Source organism: Streptomyces sp. NPDC058665, from assembly GCF_042714995.1.
Classification (GTDB): Bacteria; Actinomycetota; Actinomycetes; order Streptomycetales; family Streptomycetaceae; genus Streptomyces.
In genome coordinates this window covers 25,515-47,243 of sequence record NZ_JBHXRX010000058.1, presented here as the reverse complement: position 1 = coordinate 47,243, position 21,729 = coordinate 25,515, and the positions used below count along the sequence as shown (strand labels likewise).

General features: G+C 72.8%; 19 protein-coding genes. 11 read left to right on the top strand and 8 right to left on the bottom strand.

The genetic code is table 11. The features are described 5' to 3' along the window. Positions 1-13 precede the first annotated feature (13 nt). The gene (locus ACFWV8_RS29890; RefSeq protein ID WP_384210808.1) at positions 14-916 is read right to left on the bottom strand and encodes a UbiA family prenyltransferase; all 903 of its coding nucleotides are present in this window, start codon (positions 914-916) and stop codon (positions 14-16) included. Positions 917-1,031: 115 nt separating this feature from the next. On the opposite strand from ACFWV8_RS29890, the gene ACFWV8_RS29885 reads away from it, so the two are divergent. The 3 genes from ACFWV8_RS29885 to ACFWV8_RS29875 are packed head-to-tail and all read left to right on the top strand — an operon-like array spanning position 1,032 to position 3,709. Next, entirely contained in the window at positions 1,032-2,162 is a 1,131-nt protein-coding gene (locus ACFWV8_RS29885) for a type III polyketide synthase (protein WP_384210806.1), read from the top strand. Between the two features lie 12 nt (positions 2,163-2,174). After that, complete coding sequence (locus ACFWV8_RS29880) at positions 2,175-2,699, top strand: isoprenylcysteine carboxyl methyltransferase family protein (protein ID WP_384210803.1); 525 nt, start codon at positions 2,175-2,177, stop codon at positions 2,697-2,699. Further along, the gene (locus ACFWV8_RS29875; protein WP_384210800.1) at positions 2,696-3,709 is read left to right on the top strand and encodes an NAD(P)/FAD-dependent oxidoreductase; all 1,014 of its coding nucleotides are present in this window, start codon (positions 2,696-2,698) and stop codon (positions 3,707-3,709) included. Before ACFWV8_RS29880 ends, ACFWV8_RS29875 begins: the two co-directional genes overlap by 4 nt. A gap of 466 nt (positions 3,710-4,175) precedes the next feature. Here the strand turns inward: ACFWV8_RS29875 and ACFWV8_RS29870 are convergent, their stop codons facing one another. Together ACFWV8_RS29870 and lnt are read right to left on the bottom strand one after the other, a co-directional pair. Then, the gene (locus ACFWV8_RS29870) at positions 4,176-4,658 is read right to left on the bottom strand and encodes an NUDIX domain-containing protein (RefSeq protein WP_384210797.1); all 483 of its coding nucleotides are present in this window, start codon (positions 4,656-4,658) and stop codon (positions 4,176-4,178) included. A 51-nt stretch (positions 4,659-4,709) separates the two neighbouring features. Continuing rightward, entirely contained in the window at positions 4,710-6,335 is a 1,626-nt protein-coding gene (lnt, locus tag ACFWV8_RS29865; protein WP_384210794.1) for an apolipoprotein N-acyltransferase, read from the bottom strand. Between the two features lie 218 nt (positions 6,336-6,553). Here lnt and ACFWV8_RS29860 point away from each other — a divergent pair, with 218 nt between their 5' ends. Next, entirely contained in the window at positions 6,554-7,597 is a 1,044-nt protein-coding gene (locus ACFWV8_RS29860) for an O-antigen ligase family protein (protein WP_384210791.1), read from the top strand. A 50-nt stretch (positions 7,598-7,647) separates the two neighbouring features. On the opposite strand, the gene ACFWV8_RS29855 is transcribed toward ACFWV8_RS29860, so the two are convergent. Beyond that, on the bottom strand, positions 7,648-8,268 hold the full coding sequence (locus tag ACFWV8_RS29855) for a hypothetical protein (RefSeq protein ID WP_384210788.1): 621 nt from the start codon (positions 8,266-8,268) through the stop codon (positions 7,648-7,650). Positions 8,269-8,403: 135 nt separating this feature from the next. After that, complete coding sequence (locus tag ACFWV8_RS29850) at positions 8,404-9,210, bottom strand: glutamate racemase (RefSeq protein WP_384210785.1); 807 nt, start codon at positions 9,208-9,210, stop codon at positions 8,404-8,406. 58 nt (positions 9,211-9,268) lie between these two features. Between ACFWV8_RS29850 and ACFWV8_RS29845 the strand changes: the two genes are divergently transcribed. Continuing rightward, on the top strand, positions 9,269-10,441 hold the full coding sequence (locus tag ACFWV8_RS29845; protein WP_384210782.1) for a glycosyltransferase: 1,173 nt from the start codon (positions 9,269-9,271) through the stop codon (positions 10,439-10,441). A 23-nt stretch (positions 10,442-10,464) separates the two neighbouring features. On the opposite strand, the gene ACFWV8_RS29840 is transcribed toward ACFWV8_RS29845, so the two are convergent. After that, positions 10,465-11,754, bottom strand: a complete 1,290-nt coding sequence (locus tag ACFWV8_RS29840; RefSeq protein WP_384210777.1) for a TerD family protein — start codon at positions 11,752-11,754, stop codon at positions 10,465-10,467. Positions 11,755-12,007: 253 nt separating this feature from the next. Between ACFWV8_RS29840 and ACFWV8_RS29835 the strand changes: the two genes are divergently transcribed. The 3 genes from ACFWV8_RS29835 to ACFWV8_RS29825 all read left to right on the top strand — a co-directional run bounded on the left by ACFWV8_RS29835 (position 12,008) and on the right by ACFWV8_RS29825 (position 16,015). After that, complete coding sequence (locus ACFWV8_RS29835) at positions 12,008-12,541, top strand: DUF6643 family protein (protein ID WP_384210773.1); 534 nt, start codon at positions 12,008-12,010, stop codon at positions 12,539-12,541. 236 nt (positions 12,542-12,777) lie between these two features. After that, positions 12,778-13,386 carry a hypothetical protein gene (locus ACFWV8_RS29830; protein ID WP_384210770.1) on the top strand — a complete coding sequence of 203 codons (609 nt, stop codon included), beginning with the start codon at positions 12,778-12,780 and terminating at the stop codon, positions 13,384-13,386. 199 nt (positions 13,387-13,585) lie between these two features. Continuing rightward, positions 13,586-16,015: a right-handed parallel beta-helix repeat-containing protein gene (locus tag ACFWV8_RS29825; protein ID WP_384210767.1), complete on the top strand. Its 2,430-nt coding sequence runs from the start codon at positions 13,586-13,588 to the stop codon at positions 16,013-16,015. Here ACFWV8_RS29825 and ACFWV8_RS29820 read toward each other — a convergent pair. Beyond that, entirely contained in the window at positions 15,985-18,441 is a 2,457-nt protein-coding gene (locus ACFWV8_RS29820) for a hypothetical protein (protein ID WP_384210825.1), read from the bottom strand. The two genes, ACFWV8_RS29825 and ACFWV8_RS29820, sit on opposite strands and share 31 nt — an antisense overlap. Before the next feature lie 206 nt (positions 18,442-18,647). On the opposite strand from ACFWV8_RS29820, the gene ACFWV8_RS29815 reads away from it, so the two are divergent. The 3 genes from ACFWV8_RS29815 (at position 18,648) to ACFWV8_RS29805 (ending at position 20,504) form a co-directional block, all read left to right on the top strand. Continuing rightward, positions 18,648-19,478, top strand: a complete 831-nt coding sequence (locus tag ACFWV8_RS29815) for a DeoR/GlpR family DNA-binding transcription regulator (RefSeq protein WP_329392554.1) — start codon at positions 18,648-18,650, stop codon at positions 19,476-19,478. After that, complete coding sequence (locus ACFWV8_RS29810) at positions 19,475-19,960, top strand: SRPBCC family protein (RefSeq protein WP_384210763.1); 486 nt, start codon at positions 19,475-19,477, stop codon at positions 19,958-19,960. The genes ACFWV8_RS29815 and ACFWV8_RS29810 overlap by 4 nt, the downstream gene beginning before the upstream one ends. Positions 19,961-20,024: 64 nt before the next feature. Further along, positions 20,025-20,504: an SRPBCC domain-containing protein gene (locus tag ACFWV8_RS29805; protein WP_384210758.1), complete on the top strand. Its 480-nt coding sequence runs from the start codon at positions 20,025-20,027 to the stop codon at positions 20,502-20,504. Between the two features lie 9 nt (positions 20,505-20,513). Here the strand turns inward: ACFWV8_RS29805 and ACFWV8_RS29800 are convergent, their stop codons facing one another. After that, positions 20,514-21,623, bottom strand: a complete 1,110-nt coding sequence (locus ACFWV8_RS29800) for a PLP-dependent cysteine synthase family protein (protein WP_384210752.1) — start codon at positions 21,621-21,623, stop codon at positions 20,514-20,516. Between the last annotated feature and the right edge of the window lie 106 nt (positions 21,624-21,729).

Here is a 21,729-nt window from a genome sequence, read left to right as displayed (position 1 = left end):
AGGTGACGGGGGCTCATGTGACGCCGGTCCCGTGCCCCATCAGCAGCCCCACGTCCAGCGCCGCCACGGCGACCGCCCCGACGAAAGGCGCCTTCTCGTGGCGGCGGCCGAGCAGCAGTCCGGCCACCGCGATCGCCCCGGCGGCGAGCGGCACGAGCACGGCACCCACGCCTGCCCGGCCCTGCGGTCCCAGCGTCAGCACCACCGACGCCGCGACCAGCGGAACGGGCAGCAGCAACCGGGTGCCGGTGGCGCCGAGTCGGTGCGGCAGCCCCCGTACGCCGGTGGCCAGGTCACCGCGGATGTCGGGCAGGACGTCCGCCAGATGCGCCCCGACGCCGAGCAACGCGCCGCCGGTGACGGCCCACCAGGCCGGCCACGGGGTGCCCGGCAGACTCAGTGAGACGAGGGCCGGCAGGCTCGCGAATCCGATCGCGTACGGCAGCCAGGACAGCGCGGTGGCCTTGAGTCGCAGGTTGTATCCCCACGCGGCGGCCACGGCGATCAGATGCGCGGTACCGGCGAGCGCGCCGCAGGCCAGCGAGAGGGGCACGCAGAGCGCGAGCGCGCCGAACGCCGCCGCCCACACCGTCCCTTGGCCGACCGTCCCCACGACGACGGGCTTGTCCTTTCGGCCGTTGACGGTGTCGCGCAGGGCGTCGTACGCGTCGTTGCACCACCCCACGGAGAGCTGACCGGTCAGCACCGCGACCGTGAGCAGCAGGCAACGGGCCGCGCCGTGGCCCGCAGTGGCGGCGAGCGCGAGGGTGAGCGTCGTGACGGCGACCACCGGGCCCGGATGGCAGGACAGCGCCAGAGCTCTTCCGGCGCTCAGCGGCCGGGCCCGCCACGGGGGTTGGGCGTCGCCGGTCCCGGCCTCGCGCGTACTGGTTCCGGGGTCCACATCGGCGTTCACGCGCCGATCGTAGGCGCGCGGACAGCGGCGGCGTGGCAGCCGGACGGGCGACTTACGGTGTCTCATCCCTTCCCGCGGCTGTTGGGACGGTTATGACATCCCCAGGCTGGAAGCGATGACCCGAATCGCCGCCGTGCACGGCGTCCTCGCCCCGTACCGCAACACCCAGTCCGAGATCGCCGACATGGTGGCGCGCACCTGTCTGCCGGCCGGTACCGACCGGCAGGTCCTCGACCGGCTGCACGAGAGCGCGCGGGTCCGCACACGCCACATGTCCCTGCCGCTGGACGACTACATCAAGATCGACGGGTTCGGCGCCGCCAACGACGTGTTCATCGAGCTCGCCGGTGATCTGGGCGCCGAGGCCGTGCGCGGGGCGCTCGGCGCGGCGGGGCTCCGGCCCGAGGACGTGGATCTGCTGATCTTCACCTCGGTCACCGGCGTGGCCGCGCCCTCCGTGGACGCGCGCCTTGTCGGGCGGCTGGGGCTGCGCCCCGATGTGAAGCGGGTGCCGATGTTCGGACTGGGCTGCGTCGCGGGAGCGGCGGGCCTCGCGCGGCTCCACGACTATCTGCGGGGCTGGCCCGAACAGGTGGCCGTACTGCTCTCGGTCGAACTGTGCTCGCTCACCTTCCAGCGCGACGACGCGTCGTTGGCGAATCTGGTGGCGACCGGGCTGTTCGGCGACGGGGCGGGGGCACTCGTGGCGGTGGGCGAGGACTTTCCGGGGCTGGGGCGGCGGGGTCCGTCGGAGCCCTCGGTCGCCGGTGCGCCGGAGGTCGGTCCGTTGGTGGTCGGTCCGTCAGTGGCCGGTCCGTCGGTGGTCGCCACGCGGAGCCGGATGTATCCGGACACCGGCCATGTCATGGGGTGGTCCGTCACCGGGTCCGGCTTCCGGGTCGTCCTCGATTCGTCGGTGCCCGAAGTCGTCCGCCGCTTTCTCCCCGACGACGTACGCGCCTTCCTCGCCGAGCACGGTCTGACGCCCGCCGACATCACCGGGTGGGTCTGCCACCCCGGCGGCCCCAAGGTCCTTGAGGCCATCGCCGAGGCGCTGGAGCTGCGCGAGGACGCGCTCGACGTCACCTGGCGCTCGCTGTCCGAGGTGGGGAACCTCTCGTCCTCGTCCGTCCTGCACGTCCTGCGCGACACCCTCGCCGGGCAGCCCCCGGAGCCGGGCAGCCACGGTCTGATGATGGCGATGGGGCCCGGTTTCTGCTGCGAACTCGTGCTGCTTCGCTGGTGAGTTGGAGAACACATGTGGTGGTACACGGCACTCGTGCTCGCTGTCGGGTGCGAGCGCGTCGCCGAACTCGTCGTCGCCCGGCGCAATGCCCGCTGGAGCCTGGAGCGCGGAGGCAGGGAGACCGGACGCGGGCACTACCCCGCGATGGTCGCCCTGCACACCGCTCTGCTGGCCGGCGCGCTCGCCGAAACGGCCCTGGCCGGGCGGGCGTTCGTGCCCGCGTTCGGCTGGACGATGGTGGGGGTCGTCGTCGCGGCGCAGGCGCTGCGCTGGTGGTGCATCGGGACTCTGGGACCCCGCTGGAACACCAGGGTGATCGTCGTGCCCGGCCTGCCCCTGGTGTCCGGCGGGCCCTACCGGCTGCTGCGGCATCCGAACTACGTCGCCGTCGTCGCGGAGGGGCTGGCGCTGCCGCTGGTGCACGGTGCGTGGGTCACGGCCACCGTCTTCACCGGGCTCAACGCGGCCTTGATGGTGGTCCGGATCCGGTGCGAGAACGTGGCGCTCGGGACGGCACCGGCGGGCGCGCCCGCGTGATCGACGTCCTGATCGCCGGTGGCGGCCCCGCCGGTCTCGCCGCCGGGATCCACGCCGCCCGCGCGGGGCTGCGGGCCGTGGTGGTGGAACCGCGTACGACCCCGGTGGACAAGGCCTGCGGCGAAGGCATCATGCCCGGGGGCGTGGCGGCGCTGCGGGCGATGGGAGTCGAGGTGTCGGGGCGCGAACTGCGCGGTATCCGCTACCGGGACGGCGAGCGGGGCGCCGAGGCGCGTTTCCGGGACGGTACGGGCCGGGGCGTACGCCGTACCGAACTCCATGCCGCGTTACGGCGCCGGGCGGACGCGCTGGGAGTGGAGACGGTCCGGGGCAAGGTCGGAGAAGTACGGCAGAGCGCCGACCGGGTGTACGCCGGGGGCCGGACCGCGCGGTGGCTGATCGCCGCCGACGGGCTGCACTCGCCGATCCGCCGGGGCCTCGGCCTGGATCGGCCGGACCGGGCCCCGTCCCGCTACGGGCTCCGGCGGCACTTCCACGTCGAGCCGTGGTCAGAGTTCGTGGAGGTCCACTGGTCGCGGCACGGAGAGGCGTATGTGACGCCGGTCGGGGACGATCTGGTCGGCGTGGCCGTGCTGAGCCGCGAGCGGCGGGGTTACGGCGAACACCTGGCCCACTTCCCGGAGTTGGCCCCGCTGCTGGGGGAACGGCCCGCGAGCGGCGTACGCGGCGCGGGCCCGCTGCGGCAGCGGGTGAGCAGTCCGCTGGCCGGACGGGTCCTGCTGGTGGGCGACGCCGCCGGTTACGTGGACGCGCTGACCGGGGAGGGGGTCGCCCTGGCCCTCTCCACGGCGGGGGCGGCGGTGCGCGCGCTGGCACAGGGCCGGCCGCGGACATACCCCGCGGCCTGGTCGAAGCTGACGAGACGCCACCGCCTTCTTACAGAGGGCCTGTTGTACGCCACCCGAAGCCCGGGTGCGGCCCGCCTGATCGTCCCCACGGCGGCCCGCCTCCCCTCGGTCTTCGCGGCGGCGGTGCACGCGTTGCAGTAGGGGGTTGTGCTGGGTCGGGCCCGGTGAAGCACTCACGGCGACCGATAGTGACGCCGTACTCGACACGGGGTGGCTAACGGGCCGCGACTGCCGCGAAGCCGACGCGGCGGGTTCGCCACCACCCGGGCGGCCTGGCGGGAGCGGTCGGCGAGGCAAGGCGGAGCCCGCCGCAGCCACACGACGTTCAGGCCGTCGTCAGACATCCCAAACGGCCACACCGCTCGCGCGGCACCCACCGGCTTCGCCTCCTGAGGAGGCGCGAGCCCGAGCCCCATCCGGCTCAGCCTGGGGCGCCCTGCGGCCCACGGGCCGCGCCCGGCACCCGGATGCCGTCTCCTCGGACGCCCCCGCCCAGCCCGACCTCGGTCGACTCGTCAGCGACGGCCTGTTTGCCTGCCGCCAGGCTCCCGGAACCGCAGCGCCGCGCGGTCTTCGGGCAGGCCCGCCAGCCCCGCGCCGGCTCTCTTCAGACACCCCCGCCCGGGTCGAACCATGTCGGCTCGTCCGCGAGGGCCTGTTTGATGCGGAACTTGGCGAGTTCCCCCAGTTCCGGCAGCGCGTCCACCGGGAACCAGGCGACCTCCAGGGACTCCTCGTCGTTGACCCTTGCCTCCCCGCCCGTCGCGCGGCAGCGCATCGTGATGTCCATGTACTGGCACTGATCCCCGTTGGGGTACGTGATCGGCTCCGCCAGTGCCTGGACGAGGACGACGCGCTCGGCCGTGCAGCGCACGGCGGTCTCCTCGTACACCTCGCGCTCCGCCGTCAGCGCGGGCTGCTCCCCCGGCTCCGGGATCCCGCCGATGATCGACCAGTTGCCCGTGTCGGCGCGCCTGCCCAGCAGCACCCGCCCGTCGTCGTCGAAGACGATCGCGCTGACTCCCGGCAGGAGCAGCAGCTGGTGCCCGGCGGTGGCACGGATGTCTCGGATGAAGTCTGGCGTTCCCATGCCGCGACCCTATGCGGACGCCCCCGGGTCCGCGCCCCGTCCCGTCCAGCTTCAGCCAGCCTCGGCGGGGGCGGCGTCGGGGCGCCGGCGGGCGCGGACGGCCCGGGTGCCCGCCCAGCCGAGACCGCTGATGGCGACCGCGACCAGCAGTACCTCGGGCAGCGTGCCCATCCTGGTGGCGGGCGTCTGCGAGGAGCGCAGCGGCATCTCCCGCACGAGCGCGTCCGGGGTGAACATCTTCGTCTCGTCGACGACCTTGCCGTCCGGCATGATCATCGCGCTGACGCCGCTGGTGACGGGTACGACGACGGCCCGGCTGTGCTCGACGGCCCGGACACGGGACATCGCGAGCTGCTGGTAGGTCATCTCGGTGCGCCCGAAGGTGGCGTTGTTGCTCGGGACAGTGATCATCTGCGCCCCGTGGGTGACGGTGTCACGGACCGCCCAGTCGAAGGCCGCCTCGTAGCAGGTGGCCAGACCGACCTTCGTCCCTGCCAGGTCGAACACACCCACCTTGTCCCCCGGCCCGAAGTCGCGCCGCACCCGGTCGACGTCGGAGCTGAAGATCCGTACGAAGGAACGCATCGGGATGTACTCGCCGAACGGCTGGACATGGCGCTTGTCGTACGTCGCGACGGGACCCTTGTCCGGATCCCACTCGATCAGGGAGTTGCGCAGTTTGCCCGTGTCGGGCGAGAGCACCGAGCCGACCACCGTCGGCACGCCTATGGCCTTGACCGCGTCGTCGATGACCAGGCGCGCGTCGCCGTTGCGGAAGGGGTCGAGGTCCGAGGAGTTCTCGGGCCACAGGACGAAGTCAGGGCGCGGCTCCTTGCCGGCTTTCACGTCGGCGGCCAACTGCTCCGTGCGTTTGGCGTGGTTGTCGAGCACAGCTCGGCGCTGGGCGTTGAAGTCGAGGCCCAGGCGCGGCACGTTGCCCTGGATCGCGGCGACGGTCGCGGTGCCGTCCTCGGCGGAGTCGTCCACGAGGGGCAGCGCGGCGAGGGCACCGGCGACGGGGACCAGCACGGACAGCGCGGCGACGGCGACGGCGGCCCTCGGAACCGGCCGCACCGAACCTGCGGCGCGACGGGCGAGGACCTGACGCACCACCTCGTACAGACCGAAGCCGCACAGCACGACGGCGAAGCCCAGCACCGGGGTGCCGCCCACCGCGGCGAGCGGCAGGAACACACCGTCCGCCTGGCCGAAGGCGATCTTGCCCCAGGGGAAGCCGCCGAACGGCACGCGGGCGCGCGCGGCCTCGCCGAGGATCCATACGGCGGCGGCGAGCACCGGCCACGCGGGCAGTCGCGACACTGCGGCGATCCCCACGCCGACGGCGCCGATGAACACCGCGGACACGGCGGCCAGCGCCACCCACGGCAGCGGGCCCACCTCCTCGCCCGTCCACTTCAGGAGCGGCAGCAGGAACCCGAGACCGGCGAGGAAGCCGAGTCCGAACCCGGCACGCGGGCGGCGCTCCCGCAGCGTCCAGCCGAGCAGGGCGAATCCGGGCAGCGCCAGCCACCACAGCGGCCGGGGCGGGAAGCTCGCGAAGAGCAGCAGCCCGGACAGCACCGCGGCGCCGGGCCGTACGAACCGGCGCGGCCACCGCCTGCCGCCGGGCGCGGGGGCGGGCTCGGCGGGTTCGACGGGGGTGATGGTGGTGCTCACCCGGCGGAGTCTACGGTGGCGGCCCCGAAGGGCGGCAGTCCGCCCTGTACGCGGGGGCTCCTGCGGGGGCCGCCACCCCTGTTCGTACCGCAACGTTTCCGCGCCAGATCTCCACATTCCCCCTCCCTTGCGATTACCGTGTGCGCAGCCCTGGAGCGGCTGTGCGATGCCCCGGCCGATCCGGCTCCAGGGGTGTCTCGGGTCGGGGGGTCTACGGGATGGCTGTACCGGAAAGCCGGTCCGCCGCGCGCGAGCACAGAGGCACCTCCGACGTGGTCGGCACCGCGGTGTTCGTCGGCTGCGCGGTGTGGGCCCTGGTCAGCGCGGCCGGCCGGGAGGGCAGGCCCGAGGGTGTGCTGCTGGCGGTGCTCGCGGTCGCCGCCGGTTACACCTGCGGGCGCATCTCGGGAACCCTGGCGCCGGTCGCCACGGCCGGCACGCTGGCCGTCGCCGCGTATGTCCTGGCCATGGCCGCCCGGCACGACGTACCGGGTGACACCGCGGAGAGCGCCGCGCCGCCGGGTGACACGGGCGCGGTCGCCGCGCTGCTGGTCCTGGCCGTGGGAGGCGCCTGCTGCGCGGCGGCGGCCTCGGGGGCGGCGAGGCAGCGGAACACGCTGCTCGTGGCGGCGGGGGTCGCCGCCCTCAGTGGTCCCGTGCTCGGTTCCGTGGCGGGGATGGCGGCTGCCGTCGGGGTGCTGCTGTGCTCACTCGCCGCGGCGAGGATGCGCCACCGGTTGCTGGGGCTGGCGGGTTTCGCCGGCGCGACGTGTCTGATGGTGGGCGTCTCGTGGGCGGTGGCCGTGAAGGCGCTGCCCGAAGGGCTGGCGGCGGCGCTGGAGGGGCAGCTCACGGCGCACCGCGTTCTTCTGTGGGAGGACGCGGTGGATCTCGTACGGGCCAATCCGCTGCTGGGCGCGGGGCCCGACCGGTTCGGCGATCTGAGTCCGACGGCACTGGAGTCGCTGAACTCGGACGGCAAGCCGCACTCGGCGCTGTTCCAGCTGGCGGCGGAGCAGGGTGTGGCGGGTGTTCTGCTGCTGGGGGCGGCCTTCGGCTGGCTTCTGTACGCCTTGTGGCGCTCACCGCGCGCGACTCCCGTCGTACTGACCGCCGGAGCCGCGCTGACGGCGCTGGCCGCTGTGGCGACCGTGGGCAACGCGCTAAGTTTCACACCGGTGACGGCGGGCGCGGGCCTCCTCGCGGGCCTGGCGACGGCGCGCTCGCCCGACGGGGCGATACCGGGTGAAGAACCTGTCTGATGCCCGCCGTCCCGCCCTACCGGCGGACAACGCCACTTCACGCCCTCGGGTCAGGACTCCGCAGGCCCGCCGATGGCCCTTCCGTCACCCCTCGCCGTACCGAGGTGCGACTTGCGGAGTGTCACCTTTCCCGTGGTCGCCGTGCGGAGCCGGTCGCGGATGACGCCGACGGCCGCCTCCGCGTCGTCGACGGTCACTGTGAACGTCCTGCCGTCGCCGAGGCTCAGCACGAGCCCTTCGCCGCGCCGTACCACCACCGCCGTGCCCTGCTCGGGTCGCCAGCGGTAGCCCCAGCCGCCCCACTGGCGTGGCGTGACGCTGGGCTCGAAGTCGGCGCCGGTCACATGGGCGAGTGGGATACGGCGCCGTGGCAGCCCGGCGTGGCCGCAACGCACCTCCAGGTGCTCGTGGTCGACCTTGACCGCCACATGCACGAAGGCGACCGTGCCGAAGAGGATCAGCAGTCCGGCGGCCACACAGCCGATCACCGAGGCGGCGAGCGCGATGATGCCGTTGTCCCAGGAGGACTGGACGGCCAGCTCTATGCCGAGGACGAGACACGCGACGCCCACCACGGCGAACAGCCACTGAATGCGGTTGTGCGCTCGGCCGGTCCAGATTTCGGGGAGGGGCACTGTGCCAGGCCCCCCTCGCCGGGGGTGCTCCGTCATGGTTGCAGCGTACTCACGATCCGCCGGACGGGCACCGCCGCTGCGGGCAGGGAAATGCCGACGCTCCCATGGCATCGCCCCGCCGGAGCCCCGCCGTGACAACCCCCACAGCGGTCTCCCTCCACCGCCCCGGCATTAGTGCACGCGCGTGACAGCGGCGAGCAGCCGGCCCTCCGCGTAGGTCAGGGCGGCGTCCCGCAGCGAGCCGCGCCGGCCGCTCAGCAGGACCGTCAGCTCACCGGGCTCGGCGACGGCGGCAGCGGCGGCAGCGGTCGCGGGTGCCGCGACGTCTCCGAGGCGGCGGAGCGCCTGCGCGGCGACGGCACCGGCCGAGCCGTGCAGCGTCACCTCCGGCAGGCCGGGGTGCCGGAGGGCCGCGCGGATGCGTTCGGCGACGAGTTCGTAATGGGTGCAGCCCAGGACGACGGTCCTTACCTCCCGGGGTGTGCGGATCGCCGCTGCCTCGACGGCGCGGTCGATGCCCGCCTCGTCGGCGTGCTCCACCGCGTCCGCGAGCCCCGGGCACGGCACCTCGGTGACGTCGACCGAGGCGGCGAAGGTACGGATGAGGTCGCGCTGGTAGGGGCTTCCCGTGGTGGCGGGAGTGGCCCAGATCGCGACGGGCCCGCCACCGGCCGCCGCCGGCTTGATCGCGGGGACCGTGCCGATGACGGGGAGTCCGGGCTCCAGGGACGCGCGCAGCGCGGGCAGGGCGTGCACCGACGCGGTGTTGCAGGCGACGATCAGCGCGTCGGGCCGGTGCGCGGCGGCGGCGCGGGCGACGGTGAGCGCGCGCTGGACGACATCGTCCGGCGTACGGGGTCCCCACGGCATGCCGACGGGGTCGGAGGAGAGCACGAGACCGGCGTCCGGCCGGAGCCGGCGCAGGGCGGCAGCCGCGGCGAGCAGCCCGAGACCGGAGTCAATCAACGCGATCTTCACCCGGTCACCATAGACGACCGCTCTTGCGGTCCCGCCGATGTGGGGCAGACTGCCGCGAATGAGCGCCATTGCCTGGATCGCCGCGGCCTCTCTCGCCGCGTGGGGCTTTCTGCTGCTGGGTCAGGGGTTCTTCTGGCGTACGGATCAGCGGCTGCCGCCGCGTGAGGCTCCGCCCGCGTGGCCGTCCGTCGCCGTGGTCGTGCCCGCGCGGGACGAGGCGGAGATGCTGCCGGTGAGTCTGCCGTCGCTGCTGGCCCAGGACTATCCGGGGCGGGCTGAGATCTTCCTCGTCGACGATTCCAGCACGGACGGCACGGGCGCCCTGGCCCGGGAGTTGGCCGGCCGGCTCGGCGGACTTCCACTGACGGTGGTCTCCCCGCCGGAGCCGGCGCCCGGCTGGACGGGGAAGCTGTGGGCGCTGCGTCACGGCATCGAACAGGCGCGGGTGGGCGAGCCCGACTACCTCCTCCTTACGGATGCCGACATCGCGCATGAGCCGGACAGTCTGCGTGAGCTGGTGGCCGCCGCGCGGACGAACGGTCTCGACCTGGTCTCCCAGATGGCGCGGCTCCGGGTGGCGAGCGCGTGGGAGCGGCTGATCGTGCCCGCCTTCGTCTACTTCTTCGCTCAGCTGTATCCGTTCCGCCGGGTCAACAAGCCGCGTGCCCGGACGGCGGCTGCGGCCGGCGGCTGTGTGCTGCTGCGGACGGAGATGGCCGTACGGGCGCGGATCCCCGACTCCATCCGGCAGGCCGTGATCGACGATGTGTCGCTGGCCCGCACGGTGCGGAAGGCCGGGGGCCGGATCTGGCTCGGTCTCGCGGAGCGGGTGGACAGCGCGCGCCCGTATCCGCGGCTGACCGACCTGTGGCGGATGGTGGCGCGCAGCGCGTACGCCCAACTCCTGCACAGTCCGGTGCTGCTGGCCGGCACGGTGGCCGGGCTCGGTGTCGTCTATCTGGCGCCACCCGTGGGGGCGTACGCGGGCCTGTCGGGCGGTGACACGCCGGCCGGTCTGCTGGGCGGCGCCGCGTGGGCGGTGATGGCCGGCACGTACCTGCCGATCCTGCGCTACTACCGGCAGTCGCTCTGGCTCGCTCCCCTGCTGCCCTTCACCGCTCTGCTCTACCTCCTGATGACCGTCGATTCGGCCGTGCGGCACTACCGGGGCCGCGGTGCGGCCTGGAAGGGGCGTACGTACGCCCGTCCGAAGGCCGCACCGGAGCGTTGACCCGATCGGCGCGAGGACCCGGGTCACTTACGGCCGGGCGTCCAGTTCATGCCCCAGCCGTAGGCGTAGTCGATGGTGCGCTGCGGGCTGACGCCTCGTTCCGGCACGAGGAATCGCGCTTCGCGCTGGACGAGGAGATCGGAGCCGGTATTGGTGATCAATGCCAGCGAGCAGACGGTGGAGGGAACTGTGCACTCGCCGAGCGAGAAGTCGATCGGGGCGCCGTTCTGCGGCTGGAGGGTCACCGTCGCGTCGAGATCGGCGAAGCTGCGCGCGCCTTCGTAGATCGTCACGAAGATGACGACGCGGCGCAGTTGGTGCTTGTGGTCGAGGTTGATGCTGAGATTCTCGCCGTTCGCCGAACCTCCGGTGCGGTCGTCGCCGTCGAGATGGATGAACGGCGGCTGGTGAAGCGCTCCGAAGGCATTACCGAGTGCCTGGACGACGCCTTTGCGGCCGTCGGTCAGTTCATAGAGCGCGCACAGGTCGAGGTCGAGATCGCCGTGCATGGCGACGGCGCGGCCCAGCTTGGCGCCCCAGCCCTTGAACTGCTTGCGTACCTGCCAGGTGAGGTTGACGCGCATCTCACCGGAGTTGCCGCCCTGCTTGGACAGGGAGACGGACGGTGCGTCCTTGGTCAGCGTGACCTTGCTGAGCCGCACGGGCGCCGGGGCGGCGGCGGGGGGAGCGGGCGGCGCCGGCGGTGCGGGGGGTGTGTACCTGGGCGGGGCGGGGGCCGCGGCCGGAGCCGGCCTGGCGGGGGCCACGGGCGCGGGGGCCGCCCGCTGCGGCTCGTCGACGCTGATGCCGAAGTCCGTTGCCAGGCCTTCGAGTCCACTGCTGTAGCCCTGGCCGACCGAGCGGAACTTCCAGGCGCCCTGCCGGCGGTAGAGCTCGCCGAGGACGAACGCCGTCTCGACGGTCGCGTCCTGGCTGTCGTACCGCGCGATCTCGGCGCCCGACGTCGCGTCGAGGACGCGTACGTACAGACCGGGCACCTGCCCGAAGTTGCCGCCGTCCGCCGACGCGGAGACGACGATCCGGTCGATGTCGGCCTCCACGCGCGCCAGGTCGACGGACACGGTGTCCGTCACCGTGCCGGGGCCGGTGCCTTTTCCGTCGTACCGCACCGCCCCCGACGCGTGCGACGGCTGGTTGTAGAAAACGAAGTCCGCGTCCGATCGGACCTTTCCGGCCTTCAGCAGGAGCGCCGAGGCGTCGACGTCCGGCGTCCCGGGCGCTGAACGCCATCCCAATTCGACACGCACGCTCGGTGCCGCGACCGGAACATTGGCTCCTTTAAGCATGGACATGCTCGCCCCCATCGAGAGTCTGTTGACCCAGAGTTTTCCGTTGCGCCAAACCTAATCGCTGAAGCGGCCATCGCGCCCGTGCGGACCGACGAGTAACCCCTCTGGAGCTTGCCCTTTACACGATCACAACGCGGCCGGACGACCGATTTTCCCAAGTTCGCTCGCATTGGGGATCCGAAGTGGCCCAGAGCTCCCGAAAGAACCCACTAATCGGACTCCCCAACCGGCACATCGTGGGCTTAACTTATGTTCCATGACCTCCCCCCGCGCCACCTACGGCGGCGGTTACTACACCGCGCCGTCGTTCCCGGACACCCCGATCTACGACTCACTGGTCGCGGAGCGGGGCACGCCTCAGATCGCCCCGATCCGAGTGCCTTCCGCCTACGACACCGGCAGCAGCTATCAGAGCAACAGCTATCTGCCGGCGCTGCCTTCGGCGCTACCCGCCCTCCCGGCAGCTCCTTCGCAGCCCACACCGTCGTACGGCGGGTACCAGCCGCAGCCGGCGCAGCACCCCGCGCCGCTGCAGCACGCACCGGCGCCCTACATTCCGCAGCAGGCTCCGCCGCCCCGCGGCTACCAGGGCGACCAGCAGCCCTACCCGGCCCAGCAGCAGCCACAGCAGCCGCGTCCTCAGCAGCCCCGGCCGCCGCAGCAGCAGCAACGGCCGGCCTCACCGACGGGGTACGAGGCCATGCGGCCCGCCGCACCGCGTCCGGCGCCCGCGCCTGCGCAGCAGTACGACGACCCCTACAACCGGCCCTACCAGAGCCGGGGTTACTGACACCGGGGCGGCCCTGGACGGCCGCGAGGAGAGGGAGCAGGGCAGGGCGCAGGCGTCACCCGGGGGTGGAGGTCCGGCTGCCAACTCGCCCGCGCGCCACCGCCGACCCGATCCGACCCGTCGAACCGAGGGGTGATTTCGCTCTCCCTTCGGCCCTTTTGTGCGTGCGGAGCCTCCCACAGGGCTAAGACGGACAAAGGAAGGGGAACGGACGGAACCGGAAGGGGCGCGGCACGATGCGAGCGGTCGTGGGACTGCGGCGCTGGCGGCACAACCCGCTGCGTAGAAAGACCGATCTTGTCGAGGCATGGGTGGCGCTCGCCGCCCTCCTCCTGATGATCCTCGCCGTGCCTGCGATCGGCTGGCTCTCGGGCTCCCTCACCGACGGCGCGTTCCGCCGGACGATCCAGGCCCAGCACGAGGAACGCCATCGCACACAGGCCCTGGTGCTCCGCCATGCCTCCGCGCCCGCCCGGGTGACGTTCGATCCCGAGACCTCGGCCGCGCGCGACACCGGCCGGCCCGTGATCGCCAAGTGGACGGCACAGGACGGCAGTCGGCGGACCGGCGTCGTCCGTTCGGCGCCGGCGCGCATCCGGCCTGGCGAGACGTTCCCGGTCTGGACGGACGGCGAAGGGCGGCTCGCCGGGCGTCCGCTGGACCTCACCACCGCCCGTACGCACGCGGTGCTGGCGGGCCTCGGGGTCGCCGCTGTCGCCGCCGGTCTGGTCGAGGCCGGCCGGCGGCTGATCGTGTGGAAACTGAATCAGCGCCGGTACGCGCGCCTCGACATCGCCTGGGCCAAGGCCGGTCCCGACTGGGGCCGTACGGGCGCGGGCAGCTGAACACGGAGGCCAGGCGGCACTTCTCCCGGTGGCCCGAACCACCGCGGGAACCGCTCTTGGGTCAACTCACCGGTGCCGCGCGCGCTACGGTGGTGCGACCCCGGTCCTCTGTGACGGCCGGGACATCTTCGAACCGACCCGGAAGCGGGTCCGGTCGGCACAGACGCGCAGGCGCACAAGGTGGGGACAGAACAACACCATGGCACAGGGCACCGTCCAGGTGACGCACACCGGCACCTCGCGTTGGCGCCGCCGTACCGGCGAATACGCCTCTCTCGCCGCGGCCCTGGAGGCCGCGAGCGACGGAGACATACTCACCGTCGCGCCGGGCACCTACCGGGAGAATCTCGTCGTCACGCGCGCCGTCACACTGCGCGGGCCCGAGGGCTCGGCTGGCTCGGTGCGGATCGCGCCGCCGGACGGCGTGCCGCTGACGGTGCGCGCCTCGGCGACCGTCCACGACCTGCATGTGGAGGGCCAGGACACGACCGCGCCCGCGCTGCTCGTGGAGGACGGCACCCCGGAGCTGACGGACCTTCGGGTCGTCACCCGCTCGGCCGCCGGAATAGAGGTGCGCGGCGCCGCGCGGCCGACCGTCCGCCGCTGCACCGTCGACAATCCCGCCGGGGTCGGTGTGGCCGTACTCGACGGCGCCGGCGGGGTCTTCGAGGACTGCGAGGTGGTCGCGGCCGGGCAGTCGGGCGTCTCCGTACGAGGCGGAGCGCACCCCCGGCTCGAACGGTGCCGGATCCACCACGCGTCGGGCGGCGGACTGACCGTCACCGGTGAGGGCAGCGGTCTGGAGGCGGTCGGCTGCGAGGTGTACGAGATCAAGGGCACCGGTGTGCAGATCGCCTCGCGCGCCGCCGCCCATCTCACCGACTCCAGCGTCCACCGCACGTCGGCGGACGGCATCACGCTCGACACGGACGCGGTGCTGACGCTCTCCGACTGCGACATCCATGACATCCCGGAGAACGCGGTCGATCTGCGCTCCCGCTCCGTACTGACGCTGACCCGCTCCACGGTGCGGCGCTTCGGCCGCAACGGTCTGTCGGTCTGGGACCCGGGCACCCGGGTGGACGCCAACCAGTGCGAGATACACGACAGTACGGGCGACTACCCGGCGGTCTGGGTGAGCGACGGGGCGACGGTGGTCCTCGACTCGTGCCGCGTGCACGACGTACCGGACGCGCTGTTCGTCCTCGACCGGGGATCGCGCGCGGACGTGGTGGACAGCGACCTCTCCCAGGTGCGTAACACCGCCGTCTCGGTGAGCGACGGCGCGACGGCTCAGCTCGACGACTGCCGGATCAGGGAGGCGGCCACCGGCGCGTGGTTCCGTGACCACGGCAGCGGTGGCACGCTCAACTCCTGCACCATCGACGGCGCGCAGACCGGTGTCATCGTCACCAAGGGCGCCGACCCCACTATCGAGCGCTGCACGATCACCTCGCCCGCCGAGGCCGGTTTCTACGTCTCCGCCGAGGGGCGGGGCACGTTCCACGACTGCCGGGTGACGGGCAGCGGCGGTTACGGCTTCCATGTGATGGACGGCTGCCGTACGACGCTGACGCGGTGCCGCACCGAGCGCTGCGCGCGCGGGGGTTACGAGTTCCCCGACAGCGCCGCGCCGGGCGCCGATGGCCCCGGGGCCGGGCCGACCGTGGAGGACTGCACCAGCGACGAGAGCGGTGTGCTGGTCGCCGCCCCGCAGCCGGCCGCCGTGCTGACGGCCACCCAGACGACCGGGCTGCTGAGCGGGGTCCCGGCGCAGAGCGCCGCGCCCGCGCCGGACGCGCCTCCGGCCGAGCCGGTACGGGAACCGGGCAAGGTCCTCGGTGAACTCGACGCGCTGGTCGGCCTGGAGAGCGTCAAGCGCGAGGTCCGCGCCCTGACCAACATGATCGAGGTCGGCAGGCGCAGGCAGCAGGCCGGGCTCAAGGCCGCGTCCGCCCGCCGCCATCTGGTCTTCACCGGCTCCCCCGGTACCGGCAAGACGACGGTGGCCCGGCTGTACGGCGAGATCCTGGCCTCGCTCGGGGTGCTGGAGCGCGGTCATCTCGTGGAGGTCTCCCGGGTGGACCTGGTGGGTGAGCACATCGGCTCCACCGCGATCCGTACGCAGGAGGCCTTCGACCGGGCGCGTGGCGGTGTGCTGTTCATCGACGAGGCGTACGCGCTGTCGCCCGAGGACTCGGGGCGCGACTTCGGGCGTGAGGCGATCGACACGCTGGTGAAGCTGATGGAGGACCACCGGGACGCGGTGGTGGTGATCGTCGCCGGGTACACGGTGGAGATGGAGCGCTTCCTCGCGGTCAACCCCGGTGTGGCGTCCCGTTTCTCACGCACCATCACCTTCAACGACTACGAGGCGGACGAACTGCTGCGGATCGTGGAGCAGCAGGCCGACGAGCACGAGTACCGGCTGGGTGCGGGCACCGCCGAGGCTCTGCTCAAGTACTTCGCCGTCCTGCCCAAGGGGCCGGCGTTCGGCAACGGCCGCACCGCGCGCCAGACGTTCGAGTCGATGGTGGAGCAGCACGCGAGCAGGGTCGCCCAGCTGCCGGAGACCAGCACGGACGACCTGACGCTCCTCTACGCGGACGATCTGCCCGAACTCCCCTGACTCCGGGCGCCCTTCCCTTGCCTGTCCTTCGCGCCGTCGCGCTGCGCGGGCAGTGCGGGCGGCAGCCGGTCGAGCAGCGCCGCGCGCTCCTCGGCGAATACGGGATCGGCCTGGTACTTGGAGTGGCCGAGGATCGGTTCGGGCAGCGGGTGGCGCTCCGTACGGCCGTAGGCGAGCGGGTCCTTGAGCGGCCCCCGGTCCACGGCCGGTCCTTCGCCCTCGCCGTCCGCGTCCAGCCGGACCGGGCCGCCGATCGGGTCGGTGGCGCGCCACAGATTGCGCCAGCAGTGCACCCCCCTGCCCAGATCGCCGAGGGGCGCGGCACCGAAGTAGGCGGGGAACCAGCGGCCGTACAGCCGCTCCAGCGGTGATCCGTACGTCAGCAGCGCCACCTGGTGGCGTGTGCCCTCGCGCAGTTGCCAGACGGCGGCGGCGGCCAGCACGCTGCCCTGCGAATGGCCGGAGATGACGAGGCGTCCGCCGGTGCGGGCGGTCCATGAGGCCATCCGCCAGGTGAGGTCGGGTACGGCGCGTTCCGCGTAGCACGGCGGCGCGAAGGGGTGCGAGGCGCGCGGCCAGAAGGTGCCGACGTCCCAGAGGATGCCGATGGTGCGCCGGGCGGAGGCGTCGCGGTAGGCGCGCCGGCCCCAGGTCACGAAGAGGATGAAGCCGAAGCCGATCAGCCAGGAGCCGAGCGCCTGCGCGGTGTCGGCGATCGACTGGATCAGCGCGGGTCCGCCCTCGGCGGCCCGGCCCGGCACGTCCCCGCTCAGCCAGGCGCCGACGACGGCGCCCGCGCCGAGCAGGAGTGTGGCACCGGAGACTATTCCGACCAACCAGGGTGCGGCGTCGGTGAGTTGGGCGCGGGCACGGGTGCCGGCGATCCGGCGGCTGCGGATGGAGTCCGGGGTGACCTTCGCGTCCGGCGACCCGTACTCCGCCTCCACGACCGGCGCGAGGCGGCGGCCGGTGAGCACGGTGCGTACGGCGAGGACGACGACCGGGATCACCAGGAGCACCAGCAGGACGGGGATGACGGCCGCCTGCCAGCTCAGCAGCACCGGCGGTCCGACGATCGCCCCCTCCCCCATGCCCGGTGTCCCCGGCCCGTCGAGCCAGTCGGCGACCCGCTGGGCCACGCCACCGGTCATCACCCCGGCCAGGGCGCAGGCCAGCATGGCGACGGCGGGCCCGCCGAGGCCGGACAGCGCGATCCTGGCGTGCGGGGCGCGCCGGTGCAGGGAGAAGGCCGCCGCCGCGAGAGCGACGACGAGGACGCCCTGGGCGATCATCAGCACCGGGAAGGTGACTGCGCCGGGCAGAGTGCCGGATGAGACCCAGTCGGGGCGGGACCAGGCCGCGTACACCACCGCGACGCCGACCAGGGCGAGAGAGACGGCGGGCAGCCGGCTGATGAGCGCCTTGTCGAGCGTGCCGTCGCGTTTGCGCTCGCTGCGGCCCCTGCTGCACACCACCCAGAGCACAACGAGCGCACCGGCGACGAGAGTTGCCTGGAGCAGCCAGCCGGCCACCTCACGGGTCGCGCCGGCGGCGCCACGGTCGTAGCGGGCGGTGGCGCCGGTGACCGCGCCCGCGACGGTGAGGAATCCGGCGGCGGTGTGCGCGGCGCGCAGGCGGGCGACGAGCCGGCGGCCGTACCAGAAACCGGGCCTGGCGAGCGCGGGCCGGTAGGCGTCCCTGGCCTCCGTGGTGCCGGGGGCGCCGGGGGTGTTGACGACCTCCGGGTCCGGCTCCTTCCTGCCCGCGCCCGGACCGGCGTCGGTCGCGTCCGTCGGCGGGCGCTGGGCCTCGTACGCGCTCCAGGTCCGGTTGGACAGATACCACAGGAGGCCCACCAGCGCGGTCGGTACCAGAGCGGCCAGCGCCAGCCGGCGGCCGGGCTGCGCCCACCAGCCGTCCCCCGTGGCGGACAGGAAGCCCAGCCAGGACCGCTCGTCCGCGCAGCCGGCGGAGCCCGCACACTGCCAGGCCACCAGGTCGAGCGCGACCTCGCAGGCGGCGGCGGTCAGCAGCACGGTGAGCGTGAGGGCGAGCAGCCGCACGAGCACCCCGTACAGCCGCTGGGTCCTGCCGAGTCCGTTGGTCGCCGGGCGCATCCAGTGCGCGAGGTTGACGACCATGAAGGGAAGCAGCAGGAGCCACAGGGCGCGACTGGCGTTGCCGGAGGTGAGGTTGGACCAGCAGTACGCCTCGGGCACCGGCCCGTTCTCGTACCGCTCGGGGTGGGCCTCGGCGTCCTCGTCATCGGGGCGCCGGTAGATCGCCGCCGTCTCGTCGCCGGTGATCCGGACCGTGTTCGGATCGGAGAGCATCTCCTGCGGGGTGGCGCCGCCGACGCCGTGGACCAGCAGTTCGAGCGCGGCGCCGCCGCTGGGGTCGGCGGTGGGCTCAGAGGACACGTCGATGACTCGCTCTCAGGTGATGTCCGGCGGGGGTGATGTCCGGCGGGTGGTGTCCGGCGGGTGGTGTCCGCCCCAAGGGGGTGTCCCCGGGCCGGGGCGGGCCGACACCTGCGTACGGGGCCCAACAGCGTGGGAAGATGAGGAGCCCTGATGATCAGCTGAGTACGGCGCCCGCGCACGACGCCGACGTGGAAGGACAGGCCCCGGTGGTGAGCGACAACCAGAATCTCCTCGCGGAACAGCGACGGGCCCTGATCCTCGACGAGGTGCGCCGGCGCGGGGGTATCCGCGTCAACGAGCTGACGCGCAAGCTCAATGTCTCCGACATGACGGTCCGCAGGGACCTCGACGCGCTCGCCCGGCTCGGCGTCATCGAGAAGGTGCACGGCGGCGCCGTCCCCGTGGTCGAGGCGAGCACTCACGAGCCGGGCTTCGAGGCCAAGTCGGAGCTTGAGCTGAGCGCCAAGGAGGACATCGCGCGGGCCGCGGCAGCCATGGCGGTGCCCGGCCGGGCGATCGCCCTGTCCGGCGGTACGACCACATACGCGCTGGCGCACCATCTGCTGGACGTGCCCGATCTGACGGTCGTGACGAACTCCGTGCGGGTCGCGGACGTGTTCCATGCCGCGCAGCCGGCGGGTACGTCGGGCGGTCACCGCGCGGGCGCGGCCACCGTCGTGCTCACGGGAGGGGTCCGCACGCCATCGGACTCGCTGGTCGGCCCGGTCGCCGACCAGGCGATCCGCTCGCTCCACTTCGATGTGCTCTTCCTGGGGGTGCACGGGATCTCCGCCGAGGCCGGTCTGTCGACCCCGAATCTGGCCGAGGCGGAGACGAACCGCCGTTTCGTGCGGTCGGCGCGCCGGGTGGTGGTCGTGGCCGATCACACCAAGTGGGGGACGGTGGGCCTGAGTTCGTTCGCGACGCTGGACCAGGTCGACACCCTTGTCACGGACGCGGGGCTGTCGCCCGAGGTGCGCGAGGAGATCACGGAGCATCTCCCCGGGCTGGTGGTCGCCGGGGAGCCGGCGGACCGGTGACCGTCTTCCGGGTCGCCCGCCGTACGTCCCTGCCCGCCGACGAGGCCTGGCGACGGATCACCGACTGGCCGGCGCACGGCCACCGGGTGCCGCTGACGCGGACGCTCGTGCGGACGCCGGGGCCGACGGCCGCGGGAACGGTGTTCGTGGCGCGTACGGGGCTCGGGCGCGTGCGGTTCGACGACCCGATGGAGGTCGTGCGCTGGGTGCCGCCGGCGGCCGGGAGCACCGGCCACTGCCGGCTGGAGAAGCGGGGCCGGGTGATCACGGGGTGGGCCGAGATCGAGGTCATGGAGACGGAAACCGACACGGGGACGGATGCCTCGTCGGAGGCCGGCGGGCGCACGCTGGTGCGCTGGTCGGAGGAGCTGCGCGTCGGCTTCCTCCCCCGCTTCCTCGACGGCCTGACCGCGCGGGCGGGACGTGTCGTCTTCGGCCGGGTGGTCGACGGGCTGCTGCGCGGCGGGGCCTCCGGGCCCTGAGTGCTGACGGAGCGTAGGCTCCGGCCGTACGACCGGCCGTCGATCTCCCTGGGGCGTGATGTTCATGGCAGTCCGTCAGCTGCGTGCCGTCGACGCCGGGTTCGCGGAGTCCGCGCCCCTGCGGCTGGTGTTCGGCGGTGAGATGAGCGCGCCGCCCGGCGCCGTGTACCGGGCGCTGGCCGAGGAGACCGAGGCGTGGCCCCGGTGGTTCACGCCCGCGACCGCGGCGCGGCAGACGCCCGGCGGACATGAGATCCGCCTGCGGATGGGCGGGAAGTTCACCGAGACGATTCGCGTCGCCGAGCCGGACGTCCGCTACGCCTACCGGGTCGACACCTCGAACATGCCCGGTCCGCTGGCCGGTCTTGAGGACTGGCGGCTGACTCCCGCCGGTACCGGTACGCGGGTGAGCTGGACGTTCGCGGCGGACGGCAGCAAGCCCTTCCTCCTCTTCCTGCGGGCGTTCCGCCCGGGAATGGCACGCGCGTTCACCGTGTCCCTGCGCCGGCTGGACCGCCGGCTGGGCGCGTCGCCGGCCGGCTGACCGAGCCTTCTACACCGGCCAGACGCCCGTCCGCAGGAAGTCCTCGATCGTGCCGGTGTACGGCGCGATGCCGATGCCCTGCGCGGCCAGCCAGTCGTCCGAGTAGTACTTGTCGAGATAGCGCTCGCCCGGGTCGCAGATCAGCGTCACCACACTGCCCCTGCGGCCGTCGGCCACCATCTCGGAGACGATCTTCAGCGCGCTCCACAGCCCGGTGCCCGTCGAACCGCCCGCCTTGCGGCCGATGTTGCGCTCCAGCAGGCGTACGGCGGCGATGCTCGCCGCGTCCGGCACCTTCATCATCCGGTCGATGGCTCCGGTCACGAAGCTCGGTTCCATCCGCGGTCTGCCGATGCCCTCGATCCGGGAGCCCCGGTCGCCGCTCGCCTGGGGGTCGCGGCGCGTCCAGCCGTCGAAGAAGCAGGAGTTCTCCGGGTCGGGGACGCAGATCATGGTGTCGTACTGCATGTAGCGCACGTACCGGGCGATGGTCGCCGACGTGCCGCCGGTGCCCGCGGTCGCCACGATCCACGCGGGCTCCGGGTAGCGCTCCAACCGCAGCTGCTGGTACATCGATTCGGCGATGTTGTTGTTGCCCCGCCAGTCGGTGGCCCGCTCCGCGTACGTGAACTGGTCCATGTAGTGCCCGCCGGTCTCGGCCGCGAGGTTCGCCGACTCCTCGTACATCCTGCGCGAGTCGTCCACGAAGTGGCAGCGCCCGCCGTGGAATTCGATGAGGCGGCACTTCTCGGGGCTGGTGGTGCGCGGCATGACCGCGATGAACGGGACGCCGATGAGCTTCGCGAAGTACGCCTCCGAGACCGCGGTCGAGCCGCTGGACGCCTCGATGACGGGCTTCCCGGGGCGGATCCAGCCGTTGCAGAGCCCGTACAGGAACAGCGAGCGGGCGAGGCGGTGTTTGAGGCTCCCGGTCGGGTGGGTGGACTCGTCCTTCAGATACAGGTCGATGCCCCACCGCTCCGGCAGCGGGAAGAGCAGGAGGTGGGTGTCGGCCGAGCGGTTGGCGTCGGCCTGGACCTTGCGTACGGCCTCTTTGAGCCAGGCCCGGTACGCGGGGTCGCCGCGGTTCACGTCGATGGTCTGCTGCCGCTCCGTCATGCGCGCCGTCCTTCGTCCCGCCGGTGCCCGTCCCGGCGCAACAGTAAGCCCTCGACCTGCGCAAACGGTTCCTTTGGGTATCCATAGCCGCGCCTTGGACACGGGC

Coding starts and splice junctions, on each gene's coding strand:
- ACFWV8_RS29825 (WP_384210767.1), top strand. CDS start 13,586: ATGGCACAGGGCACCGTCCAGGTGACGCACACCGGCACCTCGCGTTGG.
- ACFWV8_RS29880 (WP_384210803.1), top strand. CDS start 2,175: ATGTGGTGGTACACGGCACTCGTGCTCGCTGTCGGGTGCGAGCGCGTC.
- ACFWV8_RS29870 (WP_384210797.1), bottom strand. CDS start 4,658: ATGGGAACGCCAGACTTCATCCGAGACATCCGTGCCACCGCCGGGCAC.
- ACFWV8_RS29845 (WP_384210782.1), top strand. CDS start 9,269: ATGAGCGCCATTGCCTGGATCGCCGCGGCCTCTCTCGCCGCGTGGGGC.
- ACFWV8_RS29860 (WP_384210791.1), top strand. CDS start 6,554: ATGGCTGTACCGGAAAGCCGGTCCGCCGCGCGCGAGCACAGAGGCACC.
- ACFWV8_RS29830 (WP_384210770.1), top strand. CDS start 12,778: ATGCGAGCGGTCGTGGGACTGCGGCGCTGGCGGCACAACCCGCTGCGT.
- ACFWV8_RS29835 (WP_384210773.1), top strand. CDS start 12,008: ATGACCTCCCCCCGCGCCACCTACGGCGGCGGTTACTACACCGCGCCG.
- ACFWV8_RS29805 (WP_384210758.1), top strand. CDS start 20,025: ATGGCAGTCCGTCAGCTGCGTGCCGTCGACGCCGGGTTCGCGGAGTCC.
- ACFWV8_RS29840 (WP_384210777.1), bottom strand. CDS start 11,754: ATGTCCATGCTTAAAGGAGCCAATGTTCCGGTCGCGGCACCGAGCGTG.
- ACFWV8_RS29800 (WP_384210752.1), bottom strand. CDS start 21,623: ATGACGGAGCGGCAGCAGACCATCGACGTGAACCGCGGCGACCCCGCG.
- ACFWV8_RS29855 (WP_384210788.1), bottom strand. CDS start 8,268: ATGACGGAGCACCCCCGGCGAGGGGGGCCTGGCACAGTGCCCCTCCCC.
- ACFWV8_RS29885 (WP_384210806.1), top strand. CDS start 1,032: ATGACCCGAATCGCCGCCGTGCACGGCGTCCTCGCCCCGTACCGCAAC.